This window comes from Streptomyces sp. NPDC059092 (assembly GCF_042756365.1).
GTDB lineage: Bacteria > Actinomycetota > Actinomycetes > Streptomycetales > Streptomycetaceae > Streptomyces.
The window spans coordinates 1-22,472 of record NZ_JBHZEJ010000056.1 but is presented as its reverse complement, the minus strand read 5'-3'; the positions used below and the strand labels follow the sequence as shown (position 1 = coordinate 22,472).

The following is a 22,472-nucleotide window of genomic DNA, read 5'->3' as shown; positions in this document are numbered from 1 at the left end:
CGCCCACGACCGTGCGGTGGTCGGTCCGAGCGCCGCCCGCCGCTGAACGGCGCCCTCCCCAGAGACGCACCACCCGTACCACCCGCACCACCAGAACCTTGAACCGTCACCCGCACCTCCCCCACCAGTGCTGTTGGAGGAATCATGGCTCGCAGACCCCTGGCAGCCGCGCTCGCCCTCGTGGCGGGCGCGGCAGCCGCCCTCACGGTCCCCGCCGGGACCGCGCAGGCGGCACCGCCCGGATCCAAGGACGTCACCGCCGTACTCTTCGAGTGGAAGTTCGACTCCATAGCCAAGGCGTGCACGGACACCCTCGGCCCCGCCGGCTACGGCTACGTACAGGTGTCGCCGCCCCAGGAGCACATCCAGGGCGGCCAGTGGTGGACCTCGTACCAGCCCGTCAGCTACAAGATCGCGGGCCGTCTCGGGGACCGCGCCGCCTTCTCCGCCATGGTGAACACCTGCCACGCGGCGGGCGTCAAGGTCGTCGCCGACAGCGTCATCAACCACATGGCCGCGGGCGACGGCACCGGCACCGGCGGCACCTCGTACACCAAGTACAACTACCCGGGCATCTACTCGGGCGCCGACATGGACGACTGCCGCTCCACCATCAGCAACTACGGTGACCGCGCCAACGTCCAGAACTGCGAACTGGTCGGCCTCGCCGACCTGGACACCGGCGAGGAGTACGTACGCGGCCGGATCGCGGCGTACCTCAACGACCTGCTCTCCCTCGGCGTGGACGGCTTCCGCATCGACGCGGCCAAGCACATGCCCGCCGGCGACCTCGCCAACATCAAGAGCAGGCTGACCAATCCGGGTGCCTACTGGAAGCAGGAGGCGATCTACGGAGCGGGCGAGGCCGTCTCGCCCGGCGAGTACCTCTCCACCGGGGACGTCCAGGAGTTCCGCTACGCCCGGGACCTCAAGCGGATGTTCAACAACGAGAACCTCGCCTCGCTGAAGAACTTCGGTGAGAGCTGGGGGTACATGGAGTCGGGCAGGTCCGCCGTCTTCGTCGACAACCACGACACCGAGCGCGGCGGCGACACCCTCAGCTACAAGGACGGCGCGAACTACACCCTGGCCAACGTGTTCATGCTGGCCTGGCCGTACGGCTCGCCAGACGTGCACTCGGGGTACGAGTACACCGACCGCGACGCGGGCCCGCCCAACGGCGGCACGGTCAACGCCTGTTACAGCGACGGCTGGAAGTGCCAGCACGCCTGGCGCGAGATCTCGTCCATGGTCGGCTTCCGCAACACCACCCGGGGCCAGGCCGTCACCAACTGGTGGGACAACGGCGGCGACCAGATCGCCTTCGGCCGGGGCTCGGCCGGATACGTGGCCGTCAACCACGAGGGCTCCGCGCTCACCCGTACGTTCCAGACGTCCCTGCCGGGCGGCGCCTACTGCGACGTACAGACCGGCAACGCGGTGACGGTCAACGGCTCGGGACAGTTCACCGCGACCCTCGGCGCGAACACGGCGCTCGCGCTGCACACCGGCGCCCGTACCTGCTCGGGGAGCGGTGGCGGCGGTACGGAGCCGCAGCCGGGTGCGTCGGGGGCGTCCTTCGGCGTCAACGCCACGACGACGCTCGGACAGAACATCTATGTCACCGGTAACCAGTCCGCCCTGGCGAACTGGAACACCGGCGGCGCGCTGAAGCTCGACCCGGCGTCCTACCCGGTGTGGAAGCTCGACGTGGCGCTCCCCGCGGGCACGACGTTCGAGTACAAGTACCTCCGCAAGGACGCGGCGGGCGCGGTGACGTGGGAGAGCGGCGCCAACCGCACGGCCACGGTGCCCGCGTCTGGCAAGGTCACCCTGAACGACACCTGGCGGAGCTAGCTCCCCGAAGGCCGGCGTCACCGAGCGCCGGACGGGCCGCGCGCAGCGCCCGTCCGGCGTCCTTCTCGCGTACCCGCGTACGCCCGCACACTCCCCCCTTTGCCACCCCGTCATCCCGTCATCCCGAGGAGCCCTCGCGTGATACGCCCGTCCCTGCGCGCCGCGGTGACCACCGTCGTTGCCGCAGCCCTGTGCGCGGTGCTCGCGCCCGCACCGGCCACCGCCGCGCCCGTCCCCCTCCCCGCGTCCGAGTCCATGGCGGCTTCCGCCTCCGCGCAGGCCCCCACCGCCGCCGAGGCCCAGTGGATCGACGCGGGCACCGTCGTCTGGAAGGTGGCCACCATCCCCGGGGCCCGTCAGGAACTGGCCTACGGAGACGGCGGCGACGGGCGGCTGCGGCTCGCGCCCGGCCGCCTCACCGGCGCGCAGGCCGCCAAGTTCCCGCACCTCAAGGAGTATCCGGCCTTCACCGTGGACGTACGGGACCGCGCCCGCGCCCGTACGGCGCTGCGCGGGCCGGTCACCGCCACCCAGCGCGCCGCCGACGGGACCGCCTCCGCCACCACCGGCGTCCAGATCCAGGGCGTCCTGGACGACCTCTACGGCGCCCGCGCGGTCAAGGCGTCGCTCGGCCCCGTCTTCGCGGCGGGCCGCCCCACCCTCTCCGTCTGGGCGCCGACCGCCCGCACCGTCTCCCTCGAACTGGGCGACGGCGCCGACGCGCGTACGGTTCCGATGCGGCGCGACGACGCCTCCGGCGTCTGGTCGGTGCGCGGCCCCGCGTCCTGGGCGGGCGCTTCGTACCGGTACGCCGTGACCGTCTGGGCGCCCAGCGTCGGCAGAACCGTCACCAACAAGGTCACCGACCCCTACTCGACCGCGCTCACCACCGACTCGGCGCGCAGCCTCGTCGTGGACCTCGCCGACCCCCGGCTCGCGCCCGCCGGCTGGTCCACCCTGCGCAAGCCGAAGGCCGTACCGCTGCGCGACGCGCAGATCCAGGAACTGCACATCCGCGACTTCTCCGTCGCCGACCGCACCGCACGCCACCCCGGCGGATACCTGGCCTTCACCGACACCGGGTCCGCCGGCATGCGCCACCTGCGCGCGCTGGCCGCCTCGGGCACCTCGTACGTCCATCTCCTCCCGGCCTTCGACATCGGCACCATCCCGGAACGGAAGTCCGAACAGGACCGACCCGCCTGTGACATGCAGGTGTACGCGCCCGACTCGGACCAGCAGCAGGCGTGCGTCGCGCGCGGCGCGGCCAGGGACGCCTACAACTGGGGGTACGACCCGCTGCACTACACGGTCCCCGAGGGCTCGTACGCCTCCGACCCCGAAGGGACCCCGCGTACCGTCGAGTTCCGGCGGATGGTGCAGTCGCTGAACGCCGGCGGGCTGCGCACGGTCATGGACGTCGTCTACAACCACACCGTGGCGAGCGGCCAGGACGAGAAGTCCGTCCTCGACCGGATCGTGCCCGGCTACTACCAGCGGCTCCTCGCGGACGGCACCGTCGCCACCTCCACCTGCTGCGCCAACACCGCGCCCGAGAACGCCATGATGGGCAAGCTCGTCGTCGACTCGGTGGTCACCTGGGCCAGGCAGTACAAGGTCGACGGCTTCCGCTTCGACCTGATGGGACACCACCCCAAGGCGAACATCCTCGCCGTGCGGAAGGCGCTCGACGCGCTGACCCTCGCGAAGGACGGCGTCGACGGCCGCGCGATCGTCCTGTACGGCGAGGGCTGGAACTTCGGCGAGATCGCCGACGACGTCCGCTTCGTCCAGGCGACCCAGCACAACATGGCGGGCACCGGCATCGCCACCTTCTCCGACCGGGCCCGCGACGCGGTGCGCGGCGGCAGCCCCTTCGACGCCGACCCGGGCGTCCAGGGCTTCGCCTCCGGTCTCTACACCGACCCCAACCCCTCTCCCGCCAACGGGAGTCGTGAGGAGCAGCGGAACCGGCTGCTGCACTACCAGGACCTGGTCAAGGTGGGGCTGTCCGGCAGCCTCGCGGGGTACCGGTTCACGGACACGGCCGGGGCCGAGGTCCGGGGCGCCGAGGTCGACTACAACGGCTCCCCGGCCGGGTACGCGGCCGTCCCCGGCGACGCCCTGGCCTACGCGGACGCCCACGACAACGAATCCCTCTACGACGCGCTCGCGTTCAAGCTGCCTCCGTCGACGTCCGCCGCCGACCGCTCCCGCATGCAGGTGCTGGCGCTGGCCACCGCCGCGCTCTCGCAGGGGCCCGCGCTCTCCCAGGCGGGAACGGACCTGCTGCGCTCCAAGTCCCTGGACCGCAACTCCTACGACAGCGGTGACTGGTTCAACGCGATCCAGTGGGACTGCCGGGACGGCAACGGCTTCGGCCGTGGGCTGCCGCCCGCCGCCGACAACGCGGACAAGTGGCCCTACGCCAGGCCCCTGTTGACCAATCCCACCCTGACACCCGGCTGTGCGGAGATCAACGGCACCTCCGCCGCCTACCGTGACCTGCTCCGTATCCGCACCACGGAGCCGGCCTTCGGCCTCGCCTCCACGGCCGCCGTCCAGTCCGCGCTGTCCTTCCCGCTCTCCGGCCCCGACGAGACCCCCGGCGTCATCACGATGCGCCTCGGCGATCTGGTCGTGGTCTTCAACGCCACGCCGTCGGCGCGGAGCCAGCGGGTGACGGAGCTGGCGGGACGCCCGTACGCGCTGCACCGCGTCCAGGCCGGGGGAGCGGACCGTACGGTCAGGTCCGCCGCGTACGAGCGGACGTCCGGCACCTTCACCGTGCCGGCGCGCACGGTCGCGGTCTTCGACGCGATCTCCTGAGCCGCGCGGGAGTCTAGCCAATCGACTAATAGTCAACGGTAATTGACCGGAAAATAGCATCTGACGGTTGTTTCTGACCGTTTCCCACCACGGGTGTCGGTCCTGGGCCCGAACTGGTCCAGACTGTCCCCGTGGTGGGGAACATGCCCGAAGAGACGACCAGCTTCGTAGGGCGCAGGACCGAACTGACCCGGGTGGAAAGCGCACTCGAAGAGCACCGGCTGACCACGCTGACCGGCAGCGGCGGCGTGGGCAAGAGCAGACTCGCCCTGCGTGCCGCCGAACGCGCGTGCGAAGCCGAACGGTACCCCGACGGCGTCTGGTGGGCCGACCTCTCGCCCCTCCACGGCGAACGGATGCTGCTCATCACCGTCTCCGACGCCGTCGGACTCTCCGACCACTCCCTGCGCATGCCCATCGACGCCCTCTGTGAATGGCTCGCCCACCGCTGTCTCCTGCTCGTCCTCGACTCCTGCGAGCGGATGGCCGACGCCTGCGGCCGTCTCGTCGACGTCCTCCTCGGCGCCGTCCCCGGCCTCACCGTCCTCACCACCAGCAGGCAGCCCCTCGGCATCCCCGCCGAGCACCTGCTCGACGTACCCCCGCTGCCCCTCGACGGCGACCACGGCGACGACGAGGTCCTGCGACTCTTCCGCGACCGCGCCGCACGCTCCGCGCCCCTGCTCTCCTTCGACGACCCCGGCACCGTCGCCTCCGCCGCACAGATCTGCCACCGCCTCGAAGGCATCCCGCTCGCCGTCGAACTCGCCTGCGCCCGCCTCGACAAGAACTCCGTCGACCAGATCGCCCTCCTGCTCGAATCCCGCCTCGACACCCTCACCCACCCGACCGGCTGGCCCCAGCGCCACCGCGCCCTGCGCACCGCCATCGGCTGGAGCCACGAACTCTGCGCGCCCCTGGAACGGCTGCTCTGGGCCCGGCTCTCCGTCTTCCGCGGCGAGATCGACGGGGACGACGCGCGCGCCGTCTGCGCCGGAGGGCCGCTCACCGCCGACGGCGTCACACAGGCCCTCGACGGGCTCGCCCGCCAGTCCGTCCTGCGCCGGGAACCCGCCGGTCCCGACGGCCGCGCCCGCTACCGGATGCTCGACACCATCCGCGAGTACGGCACGATGTGGCTCGCCGAACTCGGCGAGGAGAAACTGCTCGCCGACCGCCACGCGGCCCACTTCGCAGGCATCGCCCGCGCCGCCCACGCCGGCTGGCCCGGCGGCGAGCAGATCGCCTGGTACCGCCGCATCACCGACACCCACGCCGACCTGTGCGCCGCGCTCAACCACCTGCTCGCCGACGACCCCGCCACCGCCGTGGAGATGACCGGCCGCGTCGCCTTCTTCTGGACCTGCTGCGGCCACCTCCACGAGGCCAGGATCTACCTGGAACGTGCCCTCGACGCCGCCCCCGCCCCCGGGCCCGACCGCACCCGCGCCCTGTGGGCCCTCGGCGTCACCGTCATGCTCCAGGGCGACCACGAGGGCGCGCACCGGCTCGGGGAGCGCTGCACCACCGCCGCCTGGCACGACCAGGACCCCGAATCCATGCTCTCCGCGGCCTACCTCCTCAGCCTCACCTGCCTGATGATGGGCCGCGCCCAGGCCTCGTACACCGTCGCCGACCGCGCCCTGCGCACCCACCCCGGCGACTTCTTCGACTCGCCGTCACAGCTCCGCTGCCGCCTGGTCCGCGTCTTCGCGCTCACCGCACTCGGCCGGTTCGACGAATCGCGCGACGAGGCCACGGAGCTGCGCCGCGTCTGCTCGGACCGCGGCGAGTGCTGGACCAGGTCGTACGCGGACTACCAACTCGCCCTGGTCTTCCTCCTCCAGGGCATGCCGTACGAGGCCGAGGCCCACGCACGCTCGATGGTCGCCGGCAAGGAGGAACTGGGCGACAGCTTCGGCATCGCCCTCGGCCTCGACCTCCTCGCCGCCGCGATCGCCGCCCAGGGCGACGGCGAGCGGGCCGCGCACGCCTACGGCACAGGACAGGCGTTCTGGCGCATGGTCGGCCATCCGCAGCGCGGCACACCGGAGTTGGCGCAGGTCCGCGACGAGTGCGAGCGGCAGGCGCGCGCGGCGGCCGGGAACCCGGCGTACGAGAACGCCTTCCACCGGGGCCTGGTCGACGACGGCCAAGGCGGTCTCACCCGCGCGCTCAGAGGCCATCTTCCGGAGGAATGAACCGAGTTGGCGGCCGGCCCGAGCGAACCACCGAAGGCAAAGCTTTCCTTGTGACCGTGTGAACGCGGCCGGGCTGGACATCCGACAGGTATGACGTCCACCGACGCGAAACGGGAAGAGAACCCGGCAGAGAACCGGGGTGACCGGGGTGACCGGAAGGACCAGGACGGGGCGCGCCCCGCGCGGCTCTCCCGCTGGGCCAAAGTGCCCCTCGCACTCGTCGTCGTGGCCGCGCTGCTCTTCCTCGGCAGCCGGCTCGATCTGCTCCCCGGATTCGGTGGTCTCTTCGGCGAGGAGACCCACGACCGCACGGGACCGACCCTGCTCCAGTCGATCCAGGACCTCGACCGCTACGAGGCCGCGTCCGGCAACTTCCAGGTCGTCGTGGACCTGGAGAAGGACACCAAGTACCTCCCGGACGCGATCCGTGGCTCCAGGACCCTCTTCGTGGGGGCGGGCACGGTCAGCTCGTACGTGGACTTCGGCTCCATCAGCGACGGAAACGTCCAGGTCGACGAGGATCGCACCGCCGCCACGATCACCCTGCCGCACGCCCGGCTCGGCAGCCCCGCCATGGACGCGGACCGCTCGTACGCCGTGTCCAAGCAGCGCGGGCTCCTCGACCGGCTCGGCGACCTCTTCTCCGACAACCCCGCCGACGAACGCGCCGTGAACCGGCTGGCCGCCCGGCACATCGGCGACGCCGCCAAGGACAGCGAACTCACCGGCCGCGCGGAGAAGAACACCACGGCCATGCTCCAGGGCCTGCTGCACTCGCTGGGCTTCACCGAGGTGAAGGTCACCTACACCTGACGGCTCTGCTCCGGCAGCGTGACCGCGCCGGCGCCCAGCCGTACGAGCCGGCCGACGAGATCGGCGAAGGCACCGTCGGCCGGCTCGTCCGCGAGGATCTTCAGCAGGATCCCGGCCATCTCCTCGTCGTACGCGGCGCTCACGGCGGACAGCGCGGCGAAGTCGTGGACGAGCTGCCACTCCAGCTCCTGGCGCGGGATCCGCCGCCCGTCCAGCCAGAGCAGCGCCTTCGACTCCGCGAGCGACACCCACGACCGTACGACCAACTCCAGCCGTGCGGGCGGCTCCTGGACCCCGAGATGGGCCAGGATCTGCTCGTACGCGGCCTGCCGCACCCCGTCGATCAGCGCGACCGTGGCCGTCCCCGAACCGGCGGCCGGGCCGCCCCGCATGAGCGCGGAGAACCCGGTGCCGTGCTCGTCGACGAAGTCGAAGAAGCGTTCCATGACCCGGTGCAGCCGCGCCCCGAGCGGTCCTTCGTGCGGCTCCAGGAACCGCGCGGCCAGCTCGTCGGCCGCCCGCCGCAACGCGGCCTCGTACAGGCTCTGCTTACCGGGAAAGTAGTGGTAGACCAGCGGCCGGGATATGCCGGCCGCCGCCGCGATGTCGTCGATCGACACATCCTCGGGGGAGCGGTGGCTGAACAGCTCCAGCGCGACCCCGATGAGCTGCCGCTTCCGCTCCTCGACGCCCATTCTTCGGCGCACCCCGGTCGTCATGCGCACAGCCTAACCGGCTGCTTCCGTGAGATGTCGGTTACGCTCCCGGCATATGAGCACATCCGACGAGGCCGCCCCCGCCCCACTCCCGGGCCCCACCCCGGACGATCCCACCACCTCGGACGACGCACTCCGCACGGAACTGACGCCCCGTCAGGCCCGCTTGCTCCGCATCACCGTGGCCTCGGCCCTGCTGCTCACCCTGGCGACCCTGCTCGCGATCCGCCTGGCGGAACGCACGTCGGTCCTCGTCGTGGGCGTCTACGGCCTGGCGATGATCCTCTGCGGTGTGGTGATCGAACTCAGCCGCCACGGCCGCACCCGCCTCTCCACCTGGCTCCTGGCCACCGGCCTCCTCGCGGCCCTGGCGGCGGACTGGCTCCTGCTGCCGTAGCCCCGCCCCGCTCATCAGCGGAGTGCGGTCACCTCCGTGCCGTCCGTCGACCGGGCGTGGAGTTCCGCGAGGGTGTCCTGGCGGGCCCGGAGCGCGAGGGTGTTGGTCCCGGACGTGCCTGTTGCTCCGCCCGTGGCGGTGAGGGCGCGGAGGTTCGGGGTGCCCGCTGCCAGGAGGTACCAGTGGCCCGCTCGGGACTTCCACAGGACGCCTGCCAGGGCGCTCGGGTCGCGGGTGCCGCAGGCCGGGGAGTCCGCCGCTCGCGCCGCGAGTGCGGACGGGGTGGCGGGGTCGGGGGACGGGGCCTGGAAGTGGGCCAGTACGCGGCTCCCCGGGCCTCGCCAGGTCTCGGCGCGGGTGCAGAGCCAGGCGGCTGTGCCGTTGGACTCGGGGAGGGGCTGACGGGCGTACTCCCAGGAGTTCACGGAGCGTACGCCGTGCGCCCGGACCGCGGGGAGCAGGCAGGCCGTGCGGGCCCAGGCCGTTCGCTCCGCGGGCGTCGCGATGTCCCCGGGGGAGTCCGGCGGGCCTGAGGTCAGGCGCGCCGGGGTCAGTTCGCCCAGGTCGGTGAGGAGCCGAGTCGGGCCGGGGGCGGCGTGCACCTCCAGGGTGTCCCAGGAGCGGCAGGCCCCGGGAGGCGTCGCCGGGCTCGGCAGCGGGTCCGTGACGCCGTCCGCGTCCCGGTGCAGCGGGCGCGCCGGGGCGGCCGGGGTGAGCAGGTCGCGTACGGACGTGCCGGTCACCCAAGGCGCGGTCAGGTAGCGGACGTTGTCGTCCGTGCGGCCGATGACCAGGGCCTCCGAGGCCGCCTGGTCCGCGCCGTCCGTGCGGGCGAAGTCCAGCGCCGCGAGTCCGCCGGTGACGGTCTCCGCGTAGCGCACCACCCGCAGGCCGTCGTGGAGGAGCACCACGCGCACCCCGTCGACCTCACCGGCGTAGAGGAGCTGGGGCGAACCCATCGGTGGCCCCGTCGGTGTCGCCGGGGTGGCCGAGAGATGGACGGCGTCGCCCGGCCGGGCCCAGACCGTCAACGCCCGTCGCAGCAGGCCGGTGTCGCGGATCAGGGGGCCGCGCGCGGGCCAGACCGAGAAGTCGGTACGGGGTGCGGTCCGCCACGCGGCCGGTGCGATCCGCCGTACCTCGGCCGGGTCGAGGGCCGACTCCGCCGCCGGGTTCCCGGCGTACGCGGGGGCCGCCGGGCCGTTCGGGCCCCAGCCGCCGGGCAGCCAGAACAGGGCTCCGCAGACGAGCGCGCCGGTGGTGGCGGCGAGCGCGGCCCCGCGGTACTGGCGGCGGCGCATCAGGTCGGTGGGCCTGGCCTGGAGCGAGCAGGGGTCGAACTCGGTGGAGCGGAGGAGGGCGTCCGTGTCGGTGGCCTTCTCCGGCGCGGCGGACGCCGGCGCGGGGAGGGCCGGGGCATCGGACGCCGGCGCGGGGGTCGCCCGGCCGTGGGCCGCCGGGCCCTGGGGAGCCGGCGCCCGGAGGGCCGGGCCGGGGGACGCCGCCGCTGTGGCCGCCGCGAGCGCGGTGTCCGTGTCGTCCGCCCCGGCCGCGCCGAGGAGGTCCCGTACCTCCTGGTCCGCGAGAGCTTCGAGCCCGCGCAGCACGAACGCCGCCCGCGCCGGGCCCGACAAGGTGGACAGCCGCCGGTCCAGGGCGAGTTCGTCGGCGCCGCCGGAACGCGGGAAGAGCCGCAGCCCCCATACGCGGGGGAGGAGCGGCGGCAGCTGGGCGCGGCAGGGCCACGCGAAGCGGCGCAACGGGCGCCCGGCCTCCAGCGCTTGGCGCAGCACCTGGACCCGTAGGTACGCGTAGCCGGCCTGCCGGGCCGCCGTGCCGTTCACGCCGGCCCCGCGGCGCTGCCCCGGGATCCGGGCGACGCCCGGCGCCGTACGGCCACGTGGCAGCGACCGCTGCACCAGCGCGTGCGCGGTCAGCACGCGCCGGTTGCGGCCGAGGGAGGGCGGCAGCACGAGGTAGGCGATGCGCACGAGTCGGGGGTAGTGCTCCACGAGCGCCGCTTCGGCCTGTTCCAGCCCGACGGGGGTGAGCGGGGCGACGGGGGGCGCGGCTGCGGGCGCCGGCGCGGAGGCGGGTGCGGCTTTGTCTGGGGGCACGTGGAGCAGAACGATCGATGGGTCCGATGGTCACCCGCCCGCCCCGGCCGCGGAGTTCACGGTTCCCCCACACGACCCTCCGGTCACAGGGGACGATGGACGTATGCGTAAGGACCGAATTTCCGTACTATTCGCCGCCCCCGCCCTCGCCCTCTCCGTGGCGCTGACGGCGGGTTGCGGCTCGAACGACGAAAAGGCTCCCGAGGAGCCGAAGACGGTCACCGGGAGCCTGGAGGAGATCGCCTCGAAGGCGGAGTGCGACCCGGACGTACAGCACCCCAACGAGGAACTGCAGCAGGCCAACTGCGCGACGGACGACGGGAAGTACGTGCTGGTCACCTTCGCGACCGATCGCGGACTGCGCGAGTGGATCAACGAGGCGAAGCCGTACGGCGGTTCGTACCTCGTCGGCAGGAAGTGGGTCGCGGTCGGCGACGCGAAGGTGACGGAAGCGCTGCGCGGCCGGCTCGGCGGGACCGTGGAGACCGGCTCGTCGCACCACTCTGGGGGCAGTGGTGACGATGGGGGGAACGAGGGCCACTCGGGTCACGACATGAGCTGACCGCGCAGCGCGGGTCTGGGGGTGGGGGGACCGGTGGTGGTACGGGGAGGGCGGACCCTCCCCGTACCACCGGACTACCGGCGGCTCACGCGCGTACGCGCGGCACGCGAGCGAGGTGAGTGACGTGAGTGAGGTGAGCGCGTGCTCACTTGCACTTCTTGCCGGTGTTGATGCAGTTGACCATGGTGTTCATCAGGTTCTCGTCGAAGACGTTGATGAAGTCGCCGTGGTCGGTGACGGGCTTGTGGAGCTGCTCCGGGAAGGAGTCCACCGCGAAGCCCGGGCCCGGCGGGACGTCGTAGACGATCCGCTGCTGGAGCTGCGGGATGGCCTTGAAGCCGTTGCCGCAGTTGCCGTTGCCGTCGGCGAACGCCACGTGGGTGCGGTGGTTGGCGCTGTCCGCGTTCACACCGTCCCAGCAGCTCTGGAACTTGAACGTACGCACGACCTGGCTGCCTTCGGGGCAGATCGGGTACTTGTCCTTGAGCTGGCGGTCCTCGAAGCCGGTGCAGCTCCAGGAGGCGTTGGCGTTGGCCGTACCGTTCACGAACGCCTTGGCGTCACCGGTGATGATCCGCATGAGGCGGGGCATCGCCGTGACCTTCGCCTTGGAGCTGCCCACGAAGGTGTTGGTGACCTGCGACGGCGTCTGGATGATGCCGACGTTGCCTTCCTTGCCACCGCCGTCGGAGTTGGCGTCGGCCTCTTCCTGGCCGTTCTGGAGCCGGAGCACCGGCCAGAAGTACGAGGACTTGTCACCCTGGTTCGAACAGGTGGTCTCGGCCGCGGCCAGGCTCTCGTCGGTCGCGAAGGCGTCGTTGGCCTGGTTGCCGATGTAGTCGTGGAAGTGGTGGGCGCCGTTGGTCACACCCGGGGCGACGATGACATTGTCCGAGTTGAACAGACCGGCCTCGTTGCGGCCGCACTCGGTGGAGAAGGTGCCCTTCGATCCGCCGCGGCCGTTACGGGCCTTCTGGGCGTTGGGCTGGACGGTCGTGATGTCGACGAAGTCGGAGGCTTCGGGGCCGTTACCAGCCTGGCCGCCGCCCGCACCGCCATTCTGGCCGCCGTCCTGACCTTGGTCCTGACCGCCATTCTGACCGCCGTTCTGGCCCTGGTCCTGGCCGCCGGCGCCGTTCTGGCCGCCGTTCTGACCCTGGTCCTGGCCGCCGTTCTGACCGTTGCCCTGGCCGCCGTTCTGGCCGCCGTTCTGGCCGTTCTGTCCGTTGCCCTGGCCGCCGCCGTTCTGGCCGCCGCCCCGCCCGCCGCCGTTGCCCGCGTTGGCGTTGTTGTCGGCGCGCAGCGTGCAGTTGGAGAGTGCCTCCAGCCCCTGCGGCTTGGTGCCCACCCGGCCCATCGCGATCGAGATCCGGTCGAGCGCCGCGAACCGCTTCGCCTTCAGCGGGCTCAGAATGGCGTTGTTGGCGTATCCCGAGTCCTGCTCTATCGCTCTCTTCTCGCTGGCGAACCGCGCGTAGGCCTCGGTGATCTGGGTGTCCATCTTGGCCAGTTCGCGGTCGACCTCGGCCCGGGCCGCCTCAGGGACCTGCGTCAGCTTGGTCGACGGGTCCGGGCAACTGATGGTCGACCATGACTGAGCCACGTTCTGGTTCGCCTGCGAGGACTTGCCCTCGCCCGCCGATGCGTAGACATTGACCGCTGCCAGACCACCCCCGCCCAGGAGCAGGGCAGCCCCGGCGACGATCGCCCGGTTCGCCACTGTGGAGCGTTTTCTCGATGTGCGTGACATGGAACTCCTCAAGCTTCGTTGCCGATTACAGGAAAATCGCGGCAGGGGGAGAAGCGAAGCGCTCCGTTCCATACGGGCCTCAAACGCGAGGTGTTCAGCGGCCCGTGGAATTCATAGAAACCTCCATCGACAAACCGGGCGGATGCCCCTCATCCGGACCTTCGGCCGCCTTCCAGATAGGCGAGGACCGCGAGCACCCGCCGGTTGTCGTCGTCCGACACCGGCAGATCGAGCTTCGCGAAGATGTTCGACGTGTGTTTGGCCACCGCCCTCTCGGTGACGAAGAGTTGGCCCGCGATCGCGGCGTTCGAACGCCCCTGTGCCACCAGCTCCATGACCTCGCGCTCGCGCGGCGTCAGCCCGCCGATCGGCTCGTCCCGGGAGTGCCGGGAGAGCAGCCGCGAGATCACCTGCGGATCCATCGCCGTACCGCCCGCGGCGACCCGGCGTACCGCGTCGATGAACTGCTCCGCGTCGAAGACCCGGTCCTTCAGCAGGTATCCGACCCCGCCGTTACCGTCCGCCAGCAGCTCCCGCGCGTACAACTGCTCGACGTGCTGCGAGAGTACGAGGACGGGCAGCCCGGGGCGCGCCCGCCGCGCGGCGAGCGCGCACTGGAGGCCCTCGTCCGTGTGGGACGGCGGGAGCCGGACGTCGACGACAGCGACGTCCGGCTCCAACTCGGCGAGCGCGGTGGTGAGTTCGGGGCCGCTCTCCACCGCGGCCACGATCTCGAACCCGAACGCCTCCAGCATCCGGACGAGGCCGTCGCGGAGCAGGAAGAGATCTTCGGCTAGGACAACGCGCAAGGAAGCTCCATGGTCACCATGGTGGGACCGCCCGCGGGGCTGCTGACGGCCAGGACACCGTCGAATGTACCGAGCCGCCGTTCCAGACCGCTCAGCCCCGACCCCCGGCCGATCTCCGCGCCGCCGCGGCCGTTGTCGGTGACCGCGACCCGCAGCATGCCCTCGGCATACGAGATGTCCACCCACACCCGGTCGGCGTCCGCGTGCTTGACGACATTGGTCAGCGCCTCGCTCACCGCGAAGTACGCGGCCGACTCGACCGGCGCGTCGGCGCGGCCCGGCAGCTCCACATCGACCTCGGGCTCCAGCGGCAGCGGCAGCCGCAGCGCCAACTCCTTCACGGCGTCGCCGAGTCCGCGTTCGGCCAGCACCGGCGGATGGATCCCGCGCACGAGGTCACGCAGCTCGGTGAGGGCGTCCGCCGAGGACTGCCGCGCCTTGCTGATCAGCTCCTTCGCCTTGGCGGGATCCTTCTCGATGAGCGCCTCCACGGTGCCCAGGTCCATGCCCACGGCGACCAGCCGGGCCTGCGCCCCGTCGTGCAGATCACGTTCGATACGGCGCAGCTCGGCGGCCGAGTTGTCCACGGCGTCGTGCCGGGTCTCCGTGAGCCGCTCGATCCGCTCGGCCAGCGCCTGGCCGGGGGCGGGGGCCAGCAGCGCGGCGGTCAGCCGGAAGTGCAGGCGCAGCAGATCGGGGCAGTAGCGCAGACCGACGCCGAACAGCACCAGGCCGACCGCCGCGGCGGCGAGACCGGTCGACTGGCTGCTGACGCGGACGAATGTGTACCAGTACCCGTTGTCGACGAAGACCCGCCACAGCCCCGCGCCAAGGACGAACCCCTCCACCGGGTAGATCAGCAGGACGGCCGTCAGCAGCGAGGTGAAGAAGCCGGCCGTCATGTCGACGAGCAGCCACTGGATGTCGCGCCAGGTCGCCGGGTCCTTGAGCATCAGCGTGCAGCGCTCCACCTGCCCCGTGATCCCGGTCCGCAGGTCCGGTGGGAAGGGGCGGTACGGGACCGGGATCCGTACGTCGGACCAGGTGGCCGCGAGCAGCCGGCGCTGATTGGCGTAGGCGCGGAGCCCGGTCAGCACGGCGGGGGTGGTGAAGACGCCGACCCCCAGGACGATGAAGACGATCGAGACCACGGTCACCACGAAGAAGACGATCGACACCGGCAGGCCCACGACGGCCAGCACCAGTCCACGCCCGGCCGCCAGCGCCGCCTCACGAGGCCGTGACCTGCTTGCCGGCCCGGCCCCGTCGCCCGGACCGCCGGCTGTGACGCTGTTCATGGCTCGTTCGCCCCTTTCCCGGCCGGAAGGACCCGAAGGCATCGACGGCCTCGATGGCTCCCGACGGCTCGGATGTTCCGGTCTCCCCGGTACGACTGCGTATACGACTACGCGTACGACTACGTGTACGACTACGTGTACGACCACCAGTCTGACCGGAGGGAGAAGGAGGGGGTAGCCGGTCCGCACCCGGCCCGGGGTGTACCCAGCACCACCTCCGGGGAGTCGCGGCTTTTGGGCTCTGCCGTCTTCCGCTTCGGGGTGACACCATGTGCGGACCATGACAGAGACCGGATCGCCACTCCGCGCCCTGCGCGCCGCCGCCTTCGCGGCCGTGTGCGTGACGCTGACGGCGGTGGGGCACGCGCTCGCCTCGGCCGGGTCAGGTTCCGGCTCCGGGCCAGGTTCCGGTACGCGGGGCGCGTCCGGCGCGGCGGAGGGCCACGAGCTCTCGTTGACGGTCCTGCTGGCGGCGTTCGCGGTGACCGCGGGCGCCGCCTGGCTCGCGGGCGGGCGGCGCCGGGGCGCCCTGTCGATCGGCACCGGGCTGCTCACCGTCCAGGTCCTGCTGCACCTGGTCTTCGCCGGGGCGCTGCCGTACGGACCCACCGCGTCCCGGCACGCACCGCACACCGGTACGGGCACGGGCGCCGGTTCCGGTTCCGGCGTCGACATGAGTGGCGGCATGGGATTCGGCATGGGCGCGGGCGCGGGCATAGGCATGGAGACGGCGGCGGAACCGGAGGCCGGGCCGGCGCTGGGGCTGAGGCTCGCGCTGGAAGAGCTGTTCGGCGGATCCCCCGCCATGCTCGCCGCCCACCTCCTCGCGGCGGTCGTCTGCGCCCTCTGGCTCGCCCAGGGCGAGGCCGCGCTCTTCCGCCTCGCGCACGCCGTCGGGGCCCTCGCCTTCACCCCGCTCCGGCTGCTGCTCACCGCCGTGACGCCGCCCGCCGCGCCCCGGCTGATCCGGCCCCGACCCGGCACGTCGTCCCGGGCCCGCCGACTCCGGGGCGTCGTCCTCGCGCACACGGTCTCCCGCCGGGGGCCGCCCGCGCGCCGTGCACCTCGCGCCACGGCCCCGGGAGCCGCCGCCACCGCTGTCTGACGCGGAGGGGACGGCCGGGGTTCCTTCAGGCCCATCCGGCCTTCCCCATGCCGAATCCAACGCCTAGGACAGTCATGGCCATTGACGACCCCGCACAGGGGACGGACACGTCCGACAGAACCCCGGACGCCACCCCGACCACCCCCGACCCAGCCCCGACCACGCCCGCCCCAGCCCCGACCTCCCCGTGGGGTGCCCTGCGCCCCCTCGTGCTGCGGCTCCACTTCTACGCGGGCCTGCTGATAGCCCCGCTCCTGCTGGTCGCCGCCACCACCGGCCTCCTCTACTCCCTCTCCTACCAGGCGGAGAAGGTCATCTACCGCCATGAGCTGCGGGCCCCGGTCGGCGACCGTACGGTCCCGCTCTCCGACCAGCTCGACGCCGCCCGTGCCGCCCACCCGGAGGGCACCGTCACCTCCGTACGCCTCCCGTCGGAGGAGGGCGCGACCACCCGGGTCCTCATGTCCACGCCCGACAGTGAGGAGTTCAAGTCCCTCGCTGTCTTCGTCGACCCGTACACGGCGGAGGTACGTGGCGCCCTCACCAGTTACGGCAGTTCGGGCGCACTGCCGGTGCGTACCTGGCTCTCCGAGGTGCACCGCCACCTCCAGCTCGGCGAGCCGGGCCGCGTCTACAGCGAACTCGCCGCGAGCTGGCTGTGGGTGGTGGCCCTCGGCGGGCTGCTGCTCTGGGTCGGCCGCAAGCGCGCTTCGAAACGCGCGCTGGTGGTGCCCGAGCGCGGCGCCACCGGCCGGCGCAGGACACTGTCGCTGCACGGCTCGCTCGGGATGGTGGCCGTGACCGGACTGGTGCTGCTCTCCGCCACGGGGCTGACATGGTCGGCGTACGCGGGCGAGAACATCACCGCGATCAAGGACCAGCTCGGCTCGGCCACCCCCGTCGTCTCCGCGGCGCTCGACAGCGGCGCGGACGCCGGCACGGGGGCGGGTACGGGCGGCGGACACGAAGGCCACGAGTCCATGCCCGGTATGGAAGGCATGGAGGGAATGGAGGGCGTGCACGGCAAGGGCGGTACCGACATCGGCGTCGACCTCGCCGTGGTCGCCGCCCGCCAGGCCGGTCTCGACGGGCCGATCGCGGTGACCCTGCCGACCGAGGGCACGGGCTATGTCGTCGCGCAGACGGACAACCAGTTCCCGGTCCGGCTCGACTCGGTCTCCGTCGACCCCGCCGGCGGCATGATCATGGACGAACTGCGGTTCGCCGACCACCCGGTGCTCGCCCAGCTCACCCGCGTCGGGATCGACGCGCACATGGGTCTCTTCCTCGGCCTCGCCAACCAGCTCCTGCTGGCGGCCCTGGCCCTCGCCCTGATCCTGCTCATCGTCTGGGGCTACCGCATGTGGTGGCTGCGCCGCCCCACCAAGGAGCGGCGGCTGAGCGCGGGCCGGCCCATGGCGCGCGGCGCCTGGCGGAAGGTGCCGCTGCGCCTGCTGCTGCCGCTCGGGGTGGCCGCGGCGCTGATCGGCTGGTTCCTGCCGCTGCTCGGCATCAGCCTGCTGGTGTTCCTCGCGCTGGACGCCGCGCTGGGCCTGCGGACCCGCGCACGGGCGGCCCGTACCTGATCCGTACCTGACCCGTAGGGGGTCTCCGTACCCGCACCCGTACGTCGAGGAGCCCCGCCGTTCCGGTTCGCCGACCGGACCGGCGGGGCTCCCGTGCTCCGCGGATCAGGGAATGTACTTGTAGCCGACGCGCCGTACGGTCTGGATCGTACGGCGGTGGTCCGCGCCCAGCTTGCGGCGCAGCCGCGCCACATGGACGTCGACGGTCCGCCCGTCGCCCACGTGTCCGTACCCCCAGACCGTGGTCACCAACTGGTCGCGGCTGTGCACCCGGTGGGGGTGCGCCACGAGATGGGCGAGGAGTTCGAATTCGAGATACGTGAGATCGAGCGGCCGGCCGTCCACGACGGCGGTCCGCCGCACGCCGTCGACCAGCACGGGCCCGCCGCCCGCCGGGGTCTGCGCCGGGGCCGTACCCGGAGCGGCGGCGAGAGCGGGGGACAGGGCGGGCGTGAAGGCCCCGGCCGGATGCTGGTCGGCCGGGACGAGCACGAGGTAGCCGATCATCGGCGGCTGTCCCGGCAGCGAGGGCAGGGTGTGCTGGGGCGCGGGCAGCCAGGTCGCGCCCGGCGGCAGGAAGTCCGCCACCTGACCAGCGGGGACGCCCACGGAGACGCCGGGCGTCTCGTCGTTGTCGACGGCCCGGAGCCGGTGACGGCCGGGCGAGGAGAAGGAGGAACCGGGAAGGGAGGAAAGGGAGTTCGCCATGAGGGGTCAGCTCTTTCGCGCGGAGGACTCGTCGGATCGTCGAGTCGACGAGGACGGACGGGACGTACGTCTGCGCGGCGGCCGAAGGCCAGAAGAATGGCTTTAGAGGGCCGGCGCGTTCCTCACGCGGCAACACACCCGGTCGAAGTCGTGATGCTGCCGGGACGGCCAGAACGGCTCCAGGTCGAAGAGACCCCTCGCGGTGTACTGGAAGCTGGCCATGACCCCATTGAAGCAGATGTCGCAGGAGCGCAGCAGCCTCCTCACCTCAATCCTGACGACGGAGGGGGCGGGCGCCCGTACGGCACCCGCCCCCTCCGCGAAATCCGGGAGACCTCAGGGGAGACCCCCGGGGGAGACCCCGGAAAGACCTGCCCTCGACCCGGACCCGGACCTAGACCTGACCGGCCTTCTCCAGCGCGGTGCAGCACGTGTCCACGATCAGCCGCGTGACCACGTACGGGTCGACGTTGGCGTTGGGGCGGCGGTCCTCGATGTAGCCCTTGCCGTCCTTCTCGACCTGCCACGGGATACGGACCGAGGCGCCGCGGTCCGAGACGCCGTAGCTGTACTCGTTCCACGGGGCGGTCTCGTGCAGACCGGTCAGGCGGTCGTCGATGCCCGCGCCGTAGTTCTTCACGTGGTCCAGCGGCTTCGAGCCCTCGCCCAGGGACTCGCACGCGGTGATGATCGCCTCGTACCCCTCGCGCATCGCCTTGGTCGAGAAGTTCGTGTGCGCGCCCGCGCCGTTCCAGTCGCCCTTCACCGGCTTCGGGTCGAGCGTCGCGGAGACGCCGAAGTCCTCGGCGGTGCGGTAGAGCAGCCAGCGCGCCACCCAGAGCTGGTCCGAGACCTCCAGCGGCGTCAGCGGGCCGACCTGGAACTCCCACTGACCCGGCATGACCTCGGCGTTGATCCCGGAGAGGCCGAGACCCGCCGTGAGGCAGTTGTCCAGGTGCGCCTCGACGACGTCACGGCCGAAGATCTCGTCCGAGCCGACGCCGCAGTAGTAGCCGCCCTGCGCGGCAGGGAAGCCGCCCTCGGGGAAGCCGAGCGGGCGGGCGCCCTTGAAGAAGGTGTACTCCTGCTCGATGCCGAAGATCGACTCCTGGGCGGCGAACTTCTCCGCGACCTCCGCCAGCGCCGCACGCGTGTTGGACTCGTGCGGCGTCATGTCGATGTTGAGGACCTCGCACAGGACGAGGACGTCGTCCCCGCCGCGGATCGGGTCGGGACAGGAGAAGACCGGCTTGAGTACGCGGTCGGAGGCGTGGCCCTCGGCCTGGTTGGTGCTCGACCCGTCGAAGCCCCAGATGGGCAGCTCGGCGCCGTCGCTGAGGATCTTCGTCTTCGAGCGCAGCTTCGCGGTCGGCTCGGTACCGTCGATCCAGATGTACTCAGCCTTGAACGTCACGGGGCCTCATCCTTTGCGGGTGCAGCAGGTTTGACCCGAAGCCTCGCAATGTGCGGTTTCCCTGCCGTTGCCCTTCTGTGAACCGCGTGTTACTCAGGCTTGTTCTGTGGCGTTTTGCTCCGCGCCTGCCACGCTGCCTTACGGCCGACCGCGTGTGCCCTGCGCAGCGAACAGAACCCGGCGGTCCCGACCGGCCGCAGCGGCTCGACGTCCGTGGTCCGGAGCGTCTCGGCCGTACGCCCCGGATGCCGGTCGTGCGCCACCGGCCGGCTGACGCGACGTAACACCGAGGGCTCCCCGCCCCGCCACCGGTTTTCTTCCCTCCGGCCGGGCTCACGGGTCACACTGGCCCGCATGGACAAGCTACGTATCGGACTCCTCGGCACGGGCCCGTGGGCGGAGCACACGCACGCCCCCGCGCTGGCCGCCCACGCCGAAATCGAATTCAGCGGCGTCTGGGGGCGGCGCCCCGAGGCCGCCGCCGCGCTCGCCGCGGCCCACTCCACCACCGCCCACTCCGGCGAGGTCGGCCTCGACGCGCTCTTCGCCGCGAGCGACGCCGTCGCCTTCGCCCTGCCGCCGGACGTACAGGCGCCGCTGGCGGCCCGCGCGGCGGCGGCCGGATGCCACCTCCTGCTGGACAAGCCGGTCGCGACGACGGTACGGGACGCCCGCGAGGTCGCGGACGCGGTGGCCGCCGCCAGGGTGGCGTCCGTGGTCTTCTGCACGCTGCGGTTCGCGCGCGGTACCGCCGGCTGGGTGGACGAACAGGCCGCGAAGGGCGGCTGGTTCACGGCCCACGCGCAGTGGCTCGGCGCGCTCTACGCGCCGGGGGGGACGAGCCCGTACGCCGAGTCCCCGTGGCGCCGCGAGAAGGGGGGACTGTGGGACGTCGGCCCGCACGCGCTGTCCGCGCTGCTCCCGACGCTGGGCGACGTGGCATCGGTGACGGCCGTACGGTCGGAGCCGGACCTCACCCATCTCGTCCTGCGCCACGTGTCCGGGGCTGCCAGCACGGTGACGCTCAGCCTGAGCGCACCGAGGGCGGGCGCGGGTACGGGGGTGGAACTGAGGGGTGAGCACGGCATCGCGGTGCTCCCGGGCGACTGGGGCAACCCGGTGGACTCCTTCGGGACGGCGATCGACGCCCTGCTGGAGTCGGCCCGCACGGGCGCGCCGCACGCGTGCGACGTACGGTTCGGCCTCCGGCTGACGGAGATCCTTGCCGAGGCGGAAGCACAGGTGGAAGCGGAGGCGGGAGCGTAGGCGGAGACGTAAACGAGGGCGCGGGCGTAGGCGGGGACGTCAGGCGGGGACGTCAGGTGGGGACATGGTCAAGGGCGCGCCCCGGGGCCACGGCATGGTTCGCCCTCCGGAGCGGCGGCTGCGGCGGCCCGCTCACCGGGCCAGGGCGTCCCGTACCGCCTCGTCGGTGCGCGCCACCACGGCCGTACCGTCGTCCGCCGTGATGATCGGCCGCTGGATCAGCTTCGGGTGCGCGGCGAGCGCGGCGATCCAGCGCTCCCGCGAACCGGCGTCCCGCGCCCACTCGTTGACGCCCAGCTCCTTCGCCTCGGCTTCCTGGGTCCGCGTGATGTCCCACGGTTCGAGCCCGAGGCGGCCGAGCACCGCCCGGATCTCGTCCTCGGACGGCACGTCCTCCAGGTACCGGCGGACGGTGTACGAGGCACCCTCCTCGTCGAGCAGGGTGAGCGCGCCGCGGCACTTGGAACAGGCGGGATTGATCCAGATCTCCATGGTCCCGAGCCTACCCCCGGGCGCCCTCTCCCCCATCCGTTCCCCGCCCGTCAAACCGGGTCTGGCCAGGGGCGATTGTCAGTGGTGGGCGGTAAAATGGAGGGAGTTCGTGAGGGTCCCACCACCACGCCGGGAGGCTGACGATGGCTGTTGCCACCATCACGGAGAAGTCCTTCGAAACCGCCCCGACTCCACCCGCCCCGTCCGTCAGGTCCGCTGCTTCCGCCCGGTCCGCAGCGTCCACCGCGTCCACCAAGTCCGCTCCTTCCGCTCCGTCCGTCGTCAAGCGCAAGCCGCTGCCCGCAGGCCGGCCCCGGGAGTGGTACGAGAGCCACAACCGCCGGCTCAAGGCCATGCGCCTCGCCATCGCCCTGCTCGACTCGGGCGTGTATCAGCCGGGGAGCGCGCCCAACCGCCGGATACGGAGCACGGCGGCCCGGATCGGGATCCACCCGCCGTCCAACACCACCTGCCGCATGGTGCGCGAGCTGATCGGCTGACGGATCGGCCGGCCGATCGGCCCCGGCCCGCGCCCGCGCCGCTCCCTCCGTC

18 protein-coding genes are annotated in these 22,472 nt (G+C 72.1%); 10 read left to right on the top strand and 8 right to left on the bottom strand.

Annotation, left to right across the window (positions count from 1 at the left end):
- Positions 1-144: 144 nt before the first annotated feature.
- From ACFXPL_RS26975 to ACFXPL_RS26960, 4 genes are all read left to right on the top strand, one after another.
- Positions 145-1,857, top strand: a complete 1,713-nt coding sequence (locus ACFXPL_RS26975; RefSeq protein ID WP_384924378.1) for a carbohydrate-binding module family 20 domain-containing protein — start codon at positions 145-147, stop codon at positions 1,855-1,857.
- A 153-nt stretch (positions 1,858-2,010) separates the two neighbouring features.
- A complete protein-coding gene (gene pulA, locus ACFXPL_RS26970; protein WP_384924425.1) occupies positions 2,011-4,686 on the top strand; it encodes a pullulanase-type alpha-1,6-glucosidase in 2,676 nt (891 codons plus the stop codon).
- A gap of 143 nt (positions 4,687-4,829) precedes the next feature.
- Entirely contained in the window at positions 4,830-6,887 is a 2,058-nt protein-coding gene (locus ACFXPL_RS26965) for an ATP-binding protein (RefSeq protein ID WP_384924376.1), read from the top strand.
- Positions 6,888-6,977: 90 nt separating this feature from the next.
- On the top strand, positions 6,978-7,700 hold the full coding sequence (locus tag ACFXPL_RS26960; RefSeq protein WP_384924374.1) for a DUF4230 domain-containing protein: 723 nt from the start codon (positions 6,978-6,980) through the stop codon (positions 7,698-7,700).
- Here ACFXPL_RS26960 and ACFXPL_RS26955 read toward each other — a convergent pair.
- Positions 7,691-8,419, bottom strand: a complete 729-nt coding sequence (locus ACFXPL_RS26955) for a TetR/AcrR family transcriptional regulator (protein ID WP_384924372.1) — start codon at positions 8,417-8,419, stop codon at positions 7,691-7,693. The two genes, ACFXPL_RS26960 and ACFXPL_RS26955, sit on opposite strands and share 10 nt — an antisense overlap.
- 52 nt (positions 8,420-8,471) lie before the next feature.
- Here ACFXPL_RS26955 and ACFXPL_RS26950 point away from each other — a divergent pair, with 52 nt between their 5' ends.
- A complete protein-coding gene (locus tag ACFXPL_RS26950) occupies positions 8,472-8,813 on the top strand; it encodes a hypothetical protein (RefSeq protein WP_384924370.1) in 342 nt (113 codons plus the stop codon).
- A gap of 14 nt (positions 8,814-8,827) precedes the next feature.
- On the opposite strand, the gene ACFXPL_RS26945 is transcribed toward ACFXPL_RS26950, so the two are convergent.
- Entirely contained in the window at positions 8,828-10,930 is a 2,103-nt protein-coding gene (locus ACFXPL_RS26945) for a hypothetical protein (RefSeq protein WP_384924368.1), read from the bottom strand.
- A 103-nt stretch (positions 10,931-11,033) separates the two neighbouring features.
- Here ACFXPL_RS26945 and ACFXPL_RS26940 point away from each other — a divergent pair, with 103 nt between their 5' ends.
- Positions 11,034-11,492 carry a hypothetical protein gene (locus ACFXPL_RS26940; RefSeq protein ID WP_384924366.1) on the top strand — a complete coding sequence of 153 codons (459 nt, stop codon included), beginning with the start codon at positions 11,034-11,036 and terminating at the stop codon, positions 11,490-11,492.
- A gap of 145 nt (positions 11,493-11,637) precedes the next feature.
- On the opposite strand, the gene ACFXPL_RS26935 is transcribed toward ACFXPL_RS26940, so the two are convergent.
- The 3 genes from ACFXPL_RS26935 to ACFXPL_RS26925 all read right to left on the bottom strand — a co-directional run bounded on the left by ACFXPL_RS26935 (position 11,638) and on the right by ACFXPL_RS26925 (position 15,349).
- Positions 11,638-13,242, bottom strand: coding sequence for a DUF1996 domain-containing protein (locus ACFXPL_RS26935; protein WP_384924364.1), 1,605 nt, complete (start codon positions 13,240-13,242; stop codon positions 11,638-11,640).
- Positions 13,243-13,391: 149 nt separating this feature from the next.
- Positions 13,392-14,051 carry a LuxR C-terminal-related transcriptional regulator gene (locus ACFXPL_RS26930; protein WP_384924362.1) on the bottom strand — a complete coding sequence of 220 codons (660 nt, stop codon included), beginning with the start codon at positions 14,049-14,051 and terminating at the stop codon, positions 13,392-13,394.
- A complete protein-coding gene (locus ACFXPL_RS26925) occupies positions 14,036-15,349 on the bottom strand; it encodes a sensor histidine kinase (RefSeq protein ID WP_384924360.1) in 1,314 nt (437 codons plus the stop codon). Before ACFXPL_RS26925 ends, ACFXPL_RS26930 begins: the two co-directional genes overlap by 16 nt.
- Before the next feature lie 280 nt (positions 15,350-15,629).
- On the opposite strand from ACFXPL_RS26925, the gene ACFXPL_RS26920 reads away from it, so the two are divergent.
- Positions 15,630-16,454, top strand: a complete 825-nt coding sequence (locus ACFXPL_RS26920) for a hypothetical protein (RefSeq protein WP_384924358.1) — start codon at positions 15,630-15,632, stop codon at positions 16,452-16,454.
- A gap of 74 nt (positions 16,455-16,528) precedes the next feature.
- Positions 16,529-18,040 (top strand): PepSY-associated TM helix domain-containing protein, encoded by a 1,512-nt coding sequence (locus ACFXPL_RS26915; protein WP_384924356.1) that lies wholly within the window; start codon positions 16,529-16,531, stop codon positions 18,038-18,040.
- 105 nt (positions 18,041-18,145) lie between these two features.
- Here the strand turns inward: ACFXPL_RS26915 and ACFXPL_RS26910 are convergent, their stop codons facing one another.
- Positions 18,146-18,748, bottom strand: a complete 603-nt coding sequence (locus tag ACFXPL_RS26910; RefSeq protein ID WP_384924354.1) for a winged helix-turn-helix domain-containing protein — start codon at positions 18,746-18,748, stop codon at positions 18,146-18,148.
- A gap of 394 nt (positions 18,749-19,142) precedes the next feature.
- A complete protein-coding gene (glnII, locus tag ACFXPL_RS26905) occupies positions 19,143-20,162 on the bottom strand; it encodes a glutamine synthetase (protein ID WP_384924352.1) in 1,020 nt (339 codons plus the stop codon).
- A 354-nt stretch (positions 20,163-20,516) separates the two neighbouring features.
- Between glnII and ACFXPL_RS26900 the strand changes: the two genes are divergently transcribed.
- Positions 20,517-21,428 (top strand): Gfo/Idh/MocA family protein, encoded by a 912-nt coding sequence (locus ACFXPL_RS26900; protein ID WP_384924350.1) that lies wholly within the window; start codon positions 20,517-20,519, stop codon positions 21,426-21,428.
- A gap of 132 nt (positions 21,429-21,560) precedes the next feature.
- Here the strand turns inward: ACFXPL_RS26900 and ACFXPL_RS26895 are convergent, their stop codons facing one another.
- Complete coding sequence (locus ACFXPL_RS26895) at positions 21,561-21,920, bottom strand: arsenate reductase family protein (RefSeq protein ID WP_384924348.1); 360 nt, start codon at positions 21,918-21,920, stop codon at positions 21,561-21,563.
- A 143-nt stretch (positions 21,921-22,063) separates the two neighbouring features.
- Here ACFXPL_RS26895 and ACFXPL_RS26890 point away from each other — a divergent pair, with 143 nt between their 5' ends.
- On the top strand, positions 22,064-22,420 hold the full coding sequence (locus tag ACFXPL_RS26890; protein ID WP_384924346.1) for a hypothetical protein: 357 nt from the start codon (positions 22,064-22,066) through the stop codon (positions 22,418-22,420).
- The last annotated feature ends 52 nt before the right edge of the window (positions 22,421-22,472 follow it).